The organism is Mesorhizobium sp. 01N446, assembly GCF_056399285.1.
The window spans coordinates 69,255-81,717 of the sequence record NZ_JBFTRA010000011.1; the positions used below are offsets into that span (position 1 = coordinate 69,255).

The window sequence follows — 12,463 nt, forward strand, 5'->3', positions numbered from 1 at the left end:
AAGGAGCCAAGGGTGGAATACAGGAAAGCAGGCAAATTTGCTCTGAAACTGGCCTTGGCCTCGGCGGTCGGAATAGCTCTGGCGCCAGCCACCGCATACGCCCAATCGGCGGCGCCAGTCGAAAACGTGCTGGAATGGTTCGTCGGCGTTCTGCAGGGCAACATAGCGCGCTCATTTGCCATCATCGCGGTCTGTTTTCTCGGCTTCCTCGCCATGACGGGACGGCTGGCGTGGATGATGGCTTTTTCCATCATCATTGGCATCGCTCTTATCTTCGGCGCTGCCCAGCTGGTGGACGCGGTTCGCGCGACGGCAGGAGGCAGCTGAGCCATGGACGACGAGGAAGTCTACGTCGAGCCGGTCAGCCTGCCCCTGACACGCCCCCCGATGAAATGGGGGGTGCGATATGAAGTTTTTGCATTGAACGGCATCCTGGCGGTGATCGGCTTTATCGCCACGAGCAGCTTCATGCTCGGTCTTGGCGTCTTCGGCGTGGTGCATCTGGTAAGCGCATATCTGTGCCAGCGCGATCCCTACATCTTTCATATTTTCGAGCGGCGCGTCTCCAAACGCGGAGCGGTGGCGAATCTCACTTTCTGGGGGGCGAGGAGCTATTCGCCATGAGCCTCGATGCAGAGCTGAAGTTTGGCCGTGAGCGCCGCCGCGAAAAGCCGGCTGCGATGCACATCCCCTACCTTCGCCATGTCGATGACAATCTGATCGTGACGAAGAGCGGCTTTCTGGTCGGCGCCATCCGGCTCAGCGGCCTGCCATTCCAGACCATGGACCAGGCCGAGTTGAACAGCCGAATGTTCAACCGCAACACCACGTTCCGCAATCTTTCGACCTCTCGGTTTGCGGTCTACACAACGATCATCCGCCGTCACGTGACCCCGGAAATCGAAGGCGACTTTGAAAATCCTTTCGTGGCCGAGCTCGACGCCCGCTACATGGACGAGCTTGGCTCGAAAAACCTCTTCGTCAACGAGGCGTATCTGACGGTCATACGGCGCCCGATGGTCGGCCGGGTCGRCTGGGTGGACAAGGCGCTCAATGCATTCCGTATCAGCACCGCTGGCGAAGAAACCCGCGAAGAGGCAATAGCCGAACTGCATGACATCCTCGACGGCATGGTCAAGGATTTCAGCGCATATGGGGGACGTCTTCTCGGTGTCGTGAAGCGCCGCGACAGCTTCTTTTCCGAGCCTGCCGAATTTCTGGCGAAAATCCTCGCCGGTGGTGGCGACGTGGAAATGCCTTTGCCGCGCATGTCCCTTGGCGATGTGCTGGCGACGCGGCAGCTGTTTTTCGGCAAGTCGGCGCTGGAACTTCGCGGTCCGGACCAAGCCAAGCTCGGCGCCATGGTGTCAATCAAGGAATATCCGCCGTTCACCGCGCCGGGCTCTTTGGACGGTCTGTTGCGACTGCCGCATGAGTTTGTCCTGACGCAAAGTTTCGCGATCGAAGACCGTGTCACGGCGATGCGCAGGATCAACACTATCGCCAACCAGGTCGAGGGTTCCGACGAGGCGGGCACGACGGTCGAGGTCTCCGTCCACGACGGTGCCGACAAGCTGGCTGGCGGCGAAGTCGTATTCGGGCAACATCACATGAGCGTCATGGCATTGGCGCCGGACATGACTGGTCTCAATCGTGCGCTATCCGACATCACGGCCGAACTTTCGCGCATGTCGATCGTGCCGGTCCGCGAGACACTGAACACGGAACTGGCCTTCTGGGCGCAGTTGCCGGGAAATTTCAGCTACATCGCGCGACGTGCGTTGATCTCGTCGCTGAATTTCGCCGGCCTTTTTTCCGGACACAATTTCCCGTCCGGCCAACGTGACCGGCTGCATTGGAAACGGCCCATCGCCTTGCTCGAGACGACCAGCCAGACAGCCTACTATTTCAATTTCCACGTACACGATGTCGGGCACTTCACGGTGTTCGGCCCGACCGGCTCGGGCAAGACCGTGGTGCTGTCGTTCCTGATGGCGCAGGCCATGCGCATCATGCCGCGGCCGCGATGTGTTTATTTCGACTACATGCGCGGCGCCGAGATCTTCGTTCGGGCGCTCGGCGGTCGTTACGAGGTGATGGAACCCTCTCAGCCGACCGGGTTGGCGCCATTGCAGCTTGATGACACGGCGGAAAACCGTTCTTTCCTGGAAGATTTACTCCTCTACATTCTGACGCCGGAAGGCGGCGCGCTTGAGGTGGCCGAGATGCGCGTCATCAACGCGGCCGTCGACATGATCTACAAGATACCGCGCGAACAGCGGACCTTCGACCTGCTGCCGGAAGTGCTGCGGGGCTCGCTCATGCCTGGCATGAATGATCTGGCGGCGCGGATACAGCCCTGGCTCGACCCGAAGGACAAGGGCTGGCTTTTCAACAATCCCGTCGATCTGGTCGATTTCTCGAAACCCGTTGTCGGTTTCGACATGACGAAGATCCTGGGCGACCGAAAGCTGCGCTCGGCGGCGTTGCTCTACATCTTCCATCGTCTCGAGGACGTCATCGACGGCTCGCCGATCATGCTTTTCCTCGATGAAGGCTGGAAGCTGCTGGACGACGAGGTTTTCGCCGCTTTCATCAGTGAGACGCTGAAGACCATTCGTCGCCGCAACGGCGTGGTCGGCTTTGGCACGCAGACAGCAGAAGACGTCGTCAACTCCTCCATCTCGTCGTCACTGATCGAGCAAACGAAGACCAACATTTTCTTCCCCAACCCCAAGGCGAGCAAAGAATCCTACGTAGAGCGCTTCTCGCTGACAGCGAAGGAATTCGAGTTCGTGCGCCGAACCGCGAAGGAAACACGCACCTTCCTCGTCAAGCACGACAGCGACTCGATCGTCGCCAAGCTCGATTTGTCGGCAATGCCCGATCTCATCAAGGTCTTGTCCTCGAACGAAGCCAACAGCAAGGAATGCGCACGGCTCCGGGAGACCTTCGGCGACGAGCCGGAGATGTGGTTGCCTTACTTCTGCGGATGGGAGGACGAGCATGACGAAGCGGCTTAGCAGCTTTTGTCTGGCCGTGACTCTCGCGACAGCGGAAACCATGAGCGTGGCTGTCGCCCAGATCGCGGTCATCGACGGGCCGAACCTCGACAAGCGGCAAGAGGACGAGCAGCACAGCACGAAGTCGGATGAGGCCAAGAAGGACGAAACCGACAGGAAGAAAAGCGTCGTTTGCACCTATTCGAACAAATACCGCTCGCAGATGTTTCGCCGATCCCCGGCCGAAGCGTTGCAGCGCGACGCGGGCAACGTGAAGATGATCCGCTATTATGCGCAGAAGTACGGCGTGCCGGAAGGCCTGGCGCTCTCCGTTGCCTATCAGGAATCGCGCTTCGACACATGCGCCGGGAGCCACACCGGGGTCAAAGGCGTGATGCAACTGACCAAGGGCACCGGCAAGTCCATGGGACTTGACCGCGACGTGAACGAGCAGAACGTCGAAGGCGGTGTCAAATATCTCGGAATGGGTGTCAAGCAATGCGGCGCGACGAGTTACAGCTGTCTCGCCTCCTTCTACAACGGATCGAACGCAGGCGAGCAGAACCAATGGGCCGGCGGCGTCGGCCGCTGGAACAGCTACTTCAACGACTATGTATCGAGCGGCAAGGCTCCCGCCGCCGCGCCGCCACCATTCTCGATCGTAACGGCCGACGGCGCCGGCGGCACGGCTCAGGAAGCGGCCATGGGCACGGTGAGGAAGGCGGCTGGCGGCCTTGATGCAAGCTCATCGCAGATGGGCGCCAACAATGCTGCAATCGACGCGCTGGCGGGCAACGTTGGCCAGGTTACCGAATACAAGGATGCGTGGGAGCTGAACTCGTCGGCTCGTGGGATCAACGCCGATGTCACCAACCAGTACCTCGCCCAGGCGGGGGATTTTACGACGTTGCTGGCCCAACTTCTATCGTTGCAGAATGTTCAGGCATCGCAGTCTTCCAAGCTGGTGCAACAGCCGAAGAGCGGGTCTCCAAACCCGTTGTCTTGTGATCCCGCGGAATTGGAGCGGTTGAGGATCGATCGCGGCCGGTGGCTACCATGCGCACTTGAAAACGCGGGGGCAAGCTCGGCCGACAGCAGCTCGACGATCATCACCAGCGATCCTGCCGGCGCTGCCAGCGTGATCAATTCTCTACAGCAATAGGAGGCTGACATGAAAAAATTCGCGACTGCTGCCAGTCTGGCGCTTTGGGCAAGCACGGCCCACGCACAGATTGCCGTCATTGATGGCGCCAATCTCGATGTCGCCCGCAAGAATGCGGACAACACCAACTCCATCATGGATTCGAACAAGGATATCCTGAAAAAGAGCGAGGAGATCCTGCAGGCTCTCAGCGGCAGTCGTGACGGTTCGCTCGGGATCGGACAAATGGGTCTTGGCGGCAACATGTCGATTGCCCAGGCTCCCTCGTTCGGATCGATCCTGAACGGCGGTGCGCTTTCGTTTGGTGGCCTTTCGCCCGAAATCCAGAAAATCGCAGGCGCCGTCATCAATGGGCTCCAGCTGGTGAAGCAGCTGCAGCAGATTGCCGGCAAGGAGACCAGCGCCGTCAACACAGCCTATGGCGGCAGCGTCAATGTGGCCTCGCTGCTAAGCGCATTGACCTCGCAGGCTTCGCAGGGCGTCACCCAGCGCCAACAGTCCCTCCAGTCCGCGAGTGGGCAGATCGGGCAGTCACAGGACGTCAAGGGATCGGTGGACCAGAACACCCGAATGCAGCTGGAAAATGCGCGCGCGGTCAACGAACTGATCGGCGTCCAGAACGGCGCTGTCGCGGCCCTGAATGAGAAGCTGAAGGGGGACCTTCTTCGCCAGAGCCAGGTCCAGAAGATGATGACGCCGCGCAACGTCAATCCGTTCGCGGAATTTGGCAAGAGCGGAGGCTAGCGCTTGTCGAGGCGAGTGCTGCGCATATGCGCTGTAATTGGGCTCGGCGCAGTGCTGTTTGGATGCGCTAATCGCGAACGGAAAGCGCCGTGCGGGCCTTTGGCGTATGCCCGCACCGACGAATGCGGCGCGCTAAAACCGGTCAATTCAACGCCGTTCGCCAGCATCATTGACGAGGATCCATGAACGGTCTCGCCGCAAGCATTCTGGGTGGCATTGACAACATCGGCGAGGACTTCGTCCGCACCGTCTATATGCAGTTGGGCAATGCGATGGGCAACGTCTTCACCCTCATGCTGACCCTCTATATCGTGTGGTGGGGCTATTCGATCCTGAGCGGGCGGGAGTCGATTTCGCCACTCGAAGCGGCCTATCGCCTCGGCCGCGCCGTCATCATCTATCTGCTGCTGACCGGATGGGGCACATTTTCCGCGACGATCTACCAGCTAGTCCAAAGCATTCCAGATGAGGTCGGCAAGGTGATCGTCGGCGCCGTGTCGCGAGCCACCGGCAATCAGCTCAACGACCAGGCGGCAATTCCAGCGCTGATCGACAACCTCTATCAAGGAGCGCAGGACGTCGCCAATCAGGTCTATAGCGGATCCTTCTACGACATTTTTGGCGCGCTCTTGTCGCTGCTCGTCCTGCTGTCGGCCATCATCTTCGCAGCGCTTGCCATTGCCGCGATCATCGCCGCCAAGGTGATGTTGTTCATCACGCTCGCCCTGGCGCCGATATGGATCATTCTTTGGCTTTACCGCTGGTCCTCGCGCATGAGCGAAGGCTTCCTTTCGCTCACCACCTTCCTCATGATTCAGCAAATCCTGATCTACGGCTTTCTCGGTTTCTACTTCTCGCTCGTCAATGCGGCGCTGAACACCGCCACATCAGGTGGAGCGACCATGGACAGCAAGATGTCGCTGGTGCTGCCCCTGGTGCTGGTGACGATCATCGGGATCTACGTTCTCATGCAGATACCCTCGATTGCTTCCATCCTGAATGGCGGCGGGTATCTCAGCACCACAGGCGCTCGTTACTCATATGGGACGTTCGGCAGGAATGCCGTGCGCTATTCCGGCGCGCGATGGGCCGCAGGCCGCGCCGCTCGGGGCGCCCGGCAGCTCGCCGCAAACAGCTTCCGATCCCCGCGAGCAGCAAGGGCGGACGACGCAGCCCGGTCAGCCATCCAGCAAGGTGCGCGCGATAACGCCAGGCCTCTGGCGTAGAACACACGAACGATCATCGATCGCGGCCCTGGATTAGGATTGCGTCACTCAAACGAGGCAATAGTAAAGTGTCAACTCCATCGGAAACGACTGCTAACAGCAGCAGCGAACTCGTCGACAAGCGCTATTACAGAGCGGGCGCGACCTGGGAAGACGACACGCACAGGTCAATGCGGCGATCGCGTACATTGGCCTGGATCGTCAGCGGCTTTTCCGGACTGGTGGCGGTGCTGTCGCTGCTTGCGCTTGTGTTGATCCTGCCGCTCCGCCAGTTCGAACCCTACGTTGTTGAGGTCGACAAATCGACGGGCTACCTCGAGATCGTGCGCGCGCTCAAGCCTGGAGATTTGTCCCAGAACGAAGCCGTCACGGCGGCCAATCTGGTGCGCTACATCCGTGCCCGCGAGACCTATGATTCCCGTGAACTGAAACAGAATTACGACCTGGCGCAGCTCTACTCCACCGACGCGGCGTCCAAGGATTTGACATGGCTTTTCACGGCTGCAAATCCGCAATCGCTGGACAAGATCTATGGCCGCAATGCCACCATCTCGGTCGAGATCAAGTCGGTTTCCCTGCTCAACCGCAACACAGCCTCGGTGCGCTTTGCCACAACGACGCGGCGGGACAATTCGTCCACCGCCGACAATTGGGTGGCGGTGATAAAGTTCCGCTACACCTCGACGCCGCTCAAGAACGAATGGCGTTTCGACAACCCGTTGGGATTTCAGGTAACGGATTACCGCCGCGACCAGGAATCGGCGCCGGCCGCGGGGAGCCTGCAATGAGGCGGCGCGTGAAGCTAGCGCTGTGTGCCGCCCTTCTCCTCGGCACGATCCACGGCGCGGCTGCACGCGACGGTCGCATCCGATATGTCACCTTCAATAACGACGACGTGACGTCAGTGCGGGCAGCTCTTGGCATTTCAACGATGGTCGAGCTCAGCCCGACTGAAGTCATCGAAACCGTCTCCGCCGGCGACACGAAGGGCTGGTCGATCATTCCCAAACGTGGATCGCGATTTCTGTTCGTCAAGCCGCTGGAGCGCGATGCTTGGACCAACGTCAACGTCATCACCAACCGGCGCGTCTACTCCTTGCTGCTGCAGGCGACTGACAATGACCGGGACCGGGCATCCTTCCAGGTCCGGTTCAAATACCCGGATGAGGATGTGAACGCCCGCCTGCTCTCGCAGGCCAAGGAGAGCGCCGCCGATCCGGATTTGAAGGATCTGAACTATGCCGATCTCAATTACGACTATGCCTATAAGGGCGACGACAGCCTGAAGCCACGCACGGTATTCGACGACGGCACCAAGGTGTTTCTGGAGTTCAAGGGTGACATTCCGGCGATTTTCGTTGTCGACGACGACAAGCGCCATGAGTCGCTGGTCAACGTTCGCACGCAGGGCAAATACACCGTCATCGACAAGGTCGCGCGGCAATTCACCTTGCGAGCCGATGGCAAGACGCTCTGTCTCTACAACCGGGCGCGACCCAACGCTGTCGACTCGGTCGAGCAGGTCTACGGTCCAACGAAACTGACAGGTGGTTCCACCCTGTTCGGATCCAGCGCAGGGCGGTGATGACGCAGATCGACTATAACCAACTGGACGGCAGCCCGACGGTCGCGGGCCGCGGTGCAGGTGTGGGCACGAGGATCGCCCTGGTCGGCCTCGGCGTCGTGCTCGTGGGCGCGTTGATATGGCTGAACTGGCCTCGAGAGCCAGTGTCGCGCGATCTTCGCAGCGATGGCGAGGAACACTTCAACCCGCCGGAGTTTCGCCCGCCGGCGCTGAACGAGCCGCCGCAACCTGCCGACGGCACGATCGACCAGATCGTGGTGCCGCCACCGGCTGACGACCAGAAGGCCACGCAACAAGCCGACAACGTTGATCAGACAGTGCAGGAGGGCGCGGATCTCGATGCGCAGCGGCGGGCGCTGGAAGCACAAATGGCGGCCGAGGAAGCTCGCCGCAAGGCCGAGGCGGAAGAAGCCCGCCGCAAGGCCGAGGCTGATGACGAGGCTCGCCGCAAGGCTGAGGCCGCCGAGCATGAAAAGGCCGTGTGGGAACGCCTACGATCCAACCAGATGGTGACAAATGGTGAAACCGGCTCGACGGATACCGGCGCCCAGGCGGCACAGGCCGAAATCGCGCCCGACGGTCAGATCATCCCGGTCCCCGGCGCCGACAACGATCCCAACAAGGCATTCCTGGCGCAGTCAGAGGCAAGTTCTTCCAGTATTGTCAAAGCCAGGGTCTTCCGACGCACCGATGCGTTGATCCCAGAGGGAACGATCCTTCGCGGCTATTTGGAAACCGCTGTTAACACCGACCTTCCCGGTGCGGTGCGCGCTGTCGTGCGTGAGGATGTCTTTTCGCTCGACGGCAGGCGGGTTCTCATTCCGAAGGGCTCGCGCCTGACCGGGGAATACCGCTCGGGACTCGCGCGCGGTCAAAAGCGTGTGTTCATCGTGTGGAACAGGGTCATTCGCTCGGACGGCATTTCCGTCGATATCAAATCGCCCGGCGCAGACGCCCTCGGCCGCGGCGGCATGGGCGGCCGTGTCGACACACACTGGGTTGAACGCTACGGCAACGCCATCATGCTTTCCGTCGTTGGCGGCGTCTCTGAATATCTGTCCCCGCTTGGAGATAGCGGGCAAGATGGCCAACAGCGCCAGGTGTCGACGATCGATCCCGTAACCGGTGAGACCACGACCGTAACTTATGGTGGCAATGGCTCGCAGCGCGACGCCCGCGGTATCGCGTTCGACAAGTCATCGACCGCCTTGCAGCAACTCGCGCAAGAGGCGTTTCGCGACACGCAGAACATTGGCCCGACAGTCTACGTAGACCAGGGCACGTCCATCGTCGTGCTGGTGCGGCGAGATCTCGATTTCTCGGATTTGTACGCCGATCCGGTTCAGGAAGAAGTTGCACGAATGAGGGCAGGTGGGCGGCCGAAGACCGCGATCGATCCGACGCCTCTTTACGCGACGCCAAAAGATCATTTTTATCCCGGCTATGGGAGCCCGGTGAAATGAACGCCGTGCATCCCCTCCCTGACCCGTGGGCAAGAGCGCCGGTCCTGCGCGCGCATCTGGAACCGATCTGGCCCTATTTGAACGAAGATGCGGTATCCGAGATTGCGATCAACAGGCCAGGTGAATTGTTCATCGAACGCCTCGGCGCTAAGGAAATGGAGCACGTCGTCAAGCGCGAGGTGACACCCGGCTGGATCCGCAATATCTCGACGGGCGTCGCCTCGGCGACCAATCAGGTTATCAACGAAGAAAAACCGGTCCTATCGGCCGCGCTACCTTCGGGTGAGCGCATCCAATGCATCTTGCCGCCTGCGGCTCCCGAAGGCGGGGCGATCTCAATCCGCAAACAGGTCATCATGGATATGAGCCTTGATGCCTACAAGGATCTTGGCGCATTCGAGAACACGGCGATGGGCAGCGGCCTGGCGCTTTCAACCGAAGAAAAGCGACTTGTCGAAATGCTGCACGACACGTCGCCGATGGAGTTCCTGCAATATGCGGTGCGCAACCGCGTCTCGATCGTCGTTTCAGGCGGCACGTCGACCGGCAAGACGACGTTCCTGAATGCACTCCTGAAGGAGATCCCGGCTCATGAACGGATCATCACGATCGAAGACACCCGCGAACTGAGGCTGCCGGCTCCCAACAACGTCACGCTGATAGCCTCGAAGGGCGACCAGGGCCTTGCCAAAGTCTCCGCGCAACAGCTTCTCGAAGCCTCGCTTCGCATGCGACCCGACCGTCTGTTGTTGGGCGAGTTACGCGGCGCTGAAACCTTCGCGTTTCTCCAGGCGATCAATACCGGCCACCCGGGTTCGCTCACGACCGTTCATGCCAATTCGGCCCGATCCGCCTACGAGCGCCTGGCGCTCATGGTCATGCAGGGCAGTACGGGCCTCTCACGGAGTGAAATCCTCGACTATCTGCGCGAGGTCATTCCGGTGGTCGTCCAGATGGTCCGCACCGAAGGCGGCCGGCGCGGCATCAGCGAGATCAAGTTCACCAAGGCGGAGACGATCTAGCGAGGCCCCACCCATGCAGAAAATCGCAACAGCAATTTTCATGGTGCTCTTGGCAATGGCCATGGGCGCCCTGCTTTTCACGGTCGCCTATGCCGCGACTGGTTGGTACCAGACCGGCTCCCACGTCCTGTTCGATCAGCTGAACGACAATCCCTTTCCGGTTGTTCGTCAGGCCTTGGCGGACACGATGGCGAGGAATTTTGACCAGGTGCAATACGCCCTTGGGGCAGGAGCATTGGGGTTTCTCTTGCCGCTGGTGAGCTTGTTTCTCATGCGCCCGAGAAAGCGCAATGACTCTCGCTTCATGACTATGAGCGACGTATCAAAGACCGGCCTGACGAAAGTGGGCGGCGTCTTCGTCGGTCGAGCCGGCGGCAGGCTTGCCGAAATTTTGTCGCCCAGCCGCGATCCGCGCTCCGGCAAGATCCACTTGACGCGGCGCAAGCTGATTGGTGGCAAGAAATTGTGGATTGATGGCGACGATGTCGGCGGCTTCGTCATAGGGCCGCCGCGCTCCGGTAAGGGTACGTCTCTCATCATCCCGAACGCCTTGACCTGGCCGCATTCGCTCGTGGTTCTCGACCTGCGGGGCGAGACCTATGCGGCGACTGCTGGTTACCGTTCCACCATGAGCCGGGTGGTGCGTTTCGCGCCGGCTGATCCCGACGGCAATACCGCATGCTACAATCCGATGGACTTCATCTCGCTGGACTCCTCACAGCGCGACATCGACCTTCGCAACATCGCTGCGGCACTGTTTCCGCGCCCCCCTTCGAACGCGGATCCCTACTGGGTTAACGACGCCCGCCTGCTTTTTACCGGCATCGCGTCCTTCGTCATGGAATCGCCTGCGATCCTAAACGAGAAGAAGACCTTTGCCACAATCCTCGAGATCATGAACGGCGCCGAGCAGCCGCTCCTCGAATTCGTCGGCTCGCTGCGTGAGGATCGCCGCCGCGAATGCTCCCATTTCACGCTGCAGACCCTGTTGCCATATTTCGAAATGTCTGAGCGGCAGTTTTCCGGAATCTACGCCGGCGTCCGGACCGGCATGGCCCCCTTTCTCAACGAGCGCCTGATGCGAGCTACCTCACGCAGCACGTTCGATATTCGCAAACTAAAGCGCGAGCGGATCTCTCTTTATCTCGACGTACGGCGCGAGCAGATCACGTCGCTTGGACCGTTGTTCAACGTCCTGATTACGCAGATGATGAACTTCATGTCGGAGACTATGCCGCGTCCGGACGAGCATCCGGTGCTTGTGCTGCTCGACGAGTTTCAGAACCTCGGCAAGCTCGAGAACGTGACCGAAATGGCGAGCGTGCTTGGCGGCAACGGGGTCTCCATGTGGTTTTTCGTGCAGTCGCTGAAGGCCGTAGACGAGATCTATCGCCAGGAAGGGCGCAAGACGCTCATCAACGCCGCTCGCGTGCAGATCTTTTTCGGTGCGCAGGACGCCGACGATCTGCGCTACGTTTCCGAGCAGCTCGGCGAAACCTCGGACGTCCAAAAGGACGTGACGCGCACCAAGGCAACGTTATTTGACACTTATTACACGCGCTCGGAGCACCGCAAGGAAGTGCGGCGGCCCCTGATGCGGCCAGATGAAATCCGCACGCTCGACAGGAACAAGGTCATCATATTGCCGCGTGGCGAACTGCCAATCCTCGGCATACGCAATTTCTATTTCGCCGACGGTCAGCTCGCCAAACGCGCGTTCATGCCCCTGCCCTCCTCTGTCGAGGTTTCGCGCACGAAAAGACCTGCATTGGACCCTTCCGCGGCGGTTCCATCTCCTACGCTCCCGGCGATTGTGCCGATAGCACCTGCGTATCGCTCAGGCCTCTTGCAGACGCGGCTGCGGCGCGGCGCGACATTTGCCGCAAAAGCGGGCGCTATAGCTCCGCCTCTGGCCCGGCGCGCACTTGTGAAGGACCGGCCGAGAGCAACAGACGCTGCAGCCGTACCAGCTTATGCCGCCATAGATTTTACCGCTTTGGCGGCCAAAGCGGTGACAACACGCATAGCGCCCGACAAGGAAGCGGCCGTTGCAGCGATCCTAAACAAGGTGCGGTCTCTCCGGGCCCACGCATCCGATATCGAGGCTTTCGATAGGAATTTGTGCGTCGTCGAAGATACTTTGCCCGAGGTAGTCGACGGGTAGTCTCTAAAGGCGCAAGCACGCTTGTTAGCGGGCCGATTGCAATTTCGGCTAAGGAAGCGGCAGAGATTGTCTCACAGCCTTGCCGCGTGGCGGCT

At 60.2% G+C, this 12,463-nt stretch carries 11 protein-coding genes; all 11 read left to right on the top strand.

The features are described from left to right. Positions 1 to 12 precede the first annotated feature (12 nt). The 11 genes from AC1DPX_RS30515 to AC1DPX_RS30565 all read left to right on the top strand — a co-directional run bounded on the left by AC1DPX_RS30515 (position 13) and on the right by AC1DPX_RS30565 (position 12,368). A complete protein-coding gene (locus AC1DPX_RS30515; protein WP_023720448.1) occupies positions 13 to 327 on the top strand; it encodes a TrbC/VirB2 family type IV secretion system protein in 315 nt (104 codons plus the stop codon). Positions 328 to 330: 3 nt separating this feature from the next. Beyond that, complete coding sequence (locus tag AC1DPX_RS30520; protein WP_006339854.1) at positions 331 to 624, top strand: VirB3 family type IV secretion system protein; 294 nt, start codon at positions 331 to 333, stop codon at positions 622 to 624. Then, positions 621 to 3,023: a VirB4 family type IV secretion/conjugal transfer ATPase gene (locus AC1DPX_RS30525; protein ID WP_477241401.1), complete on the top strand. Its 2,403-nt coding sequence runs from the start codon at positions 621 to 623 to the stop codon at positions 3,021 to 3,023. Before AC1DPX_RS30520 ends, AC1DPX_RS30525 begins: the two co-directional genes overlap by 4 nt. Then, positions 3,007 to 4,164, top strand: coding sequence for a transglycosylase SLT domain-containing protein (locus tag AC1DPX_RS30530; protein WP_477241403.1), 1,158 nt, complete (start codon positions 3,007 to 3,009; stop codon positions 4,162 to 4,164). Before AC1DPX_RS30525 ends, AC1DPX_RS30530 begins: the two co-directional genes overlap by 17 nt. A gap of 9 nt (positions 4,165 to 4,173) precedes the next feature. Next, a complete protein-coding gene (locus AC1DPX_RS30535; RefSeq protein ID WP_477241405.1) occupies positions 4,174 to 4,908 on the top strand; it encodes a type IV secretion system protein in 735 nt (244 codons plus the stop codon). Positions 4,909 to 5,090: 182 nt separating this feature from the next. After that, complete coding sequence (locus AC1DPX_RS30540) at positions 5,091 to 6,134, top strand: TrbL/VirB6 family protein (protein ID WP_477241407.1); 1,044 nt, start codon at positions 5,091 to 5,093, stop codon at positions 6,132 to 6,134. 68 nt (positions 6,135 to 6,202) lie between these two features. Next, entirely contained in the window at positions 6,203 to 6,922 is a 720-nt protein-coding gene (locus tag AC1DPX_RS30545; RefSeq protein ID WP_477241409.1) for a VirB8 family type IV secretion system protein, read from the top strand. Next, on the top strand, positions 6,919 to 7,719 hold the full coding sequence (locus AC1DPX_RS30550; RefSeq protein ID WP_477241411.1) for a TrbG/VirB9 family P-type conjugative transfer protein: 801 nt from the start codon (positions 6,919 to 6,921) through the stop codon (positions 7,717 to 7,719). The genes AC1DPX_RS30545 and AC1DPX_RS30550 overlap by 4 nt, the downstream gene beginning before the upstream one ends. After that, complete coding sequence (gene virB10, locus AC1DPX_RS30555; protein WP_477241413.1) at positions 7,719 to 9,182, top strand: type IV secretion system protein VirB10; 1,464 nt, start codon at positions 7,719 to 7,721, stop codon at positions 9,180 to 9,182. Before AC1DPX_RS30550 ends, virB10 begins: the two co-directional genes overlap by 1 nt. Continuing rightward, entirely contained in the window at positions 9,179 to 10,204 is a 1,026-nt protein-coding gene (virB11, locus tag AC1DPX_RS30560) for a P-type DNA transfer ATPase VirB11 (RefSeq protein ID WP_477241415.1), read from the top strand. The genes virB10 and virB11 overlap by 4 nt, the downstream gene beginning before the upstream one ends. A 13-nt stretch (positions 10,205 to 10,217) precedes the next feature. Beyond that, positions 10,218 to 12,368 carry a type IV secretory system conjugative DNA transfer family protein gene (locus AC1DPX_RS30565; RefSeq protein WP_477241417.1) on the top strand — a complete coding sequence of 717 codons (2,151 nt, stop codon included), beginning with the start codon at positions 10,218 to 10,220 and terminating at the stop codon, positions 12,366 to 12,368. Positions 12,369 to 12,463: the final 95 nt, after the last annotated feature.

Excerpts from the sequence above, each read along its gene's own strand:
- AC1DPX_RS30520 (WP_006339854.1), top strand. The coding sequence starts at position 331 with ATGGACGACGAGGAAGTCTACGTCGAGCCGGTCAGCCTGCCCCTGACA.
- AC1DPX_RS30530 (WP_477241403.1), top strand. The coding sequence starts at position 3,007 with ATGACGAAGCGGCTTAGCAGCTTTTGTCTGGCCGTGACTCTCGCGACA.
- AC1DPX_RS30535 (WP_477241405.1), top strand. The coding sequence starts at position 4,174 with ATGAAAAAATTCGCGACTGCTGCCAGTCTGGCGCTTTGGGCAAGCACG.
- AC1DPX_RS30540 (WP_477241407.1), top strand. The coding sequence starts at position 5,091 with ATGAACGGTCTCGCCGCAAGCATTCTGGGTGGCATTGACAACATCGGC.
- AC1DPX_RS30550 (WP_477241411.1), top strand. The coding sequence starts at position 6,919 with ATGAGGCGGCGCGTGAAGCTAGCGCTGTGTGCCGCCCTTCTCCTCGGC.
- virB10 (WP_477241413.1), top strand. The coding sequence starts at position 7,719 with ATGACGCAGATCGACTATAACCAACTGGACGGCAGCCCGACGGTCGCG.
- virB11 (WP_477241415.1), top strand. The coding sequence starts at position 9,179 with ATGAACGCCGTGCATCCCCTCCCTGACCCGTGGGCAAGAGCGCCGGTC.
- AC1DPX_RS30565 (WP_477241417.1), top strand. The coding sequence starts at position 10,218 with ATGCAGAAAATCGCAACAGCAATTTTCATGGTGCTCTTGGCAATGGCC.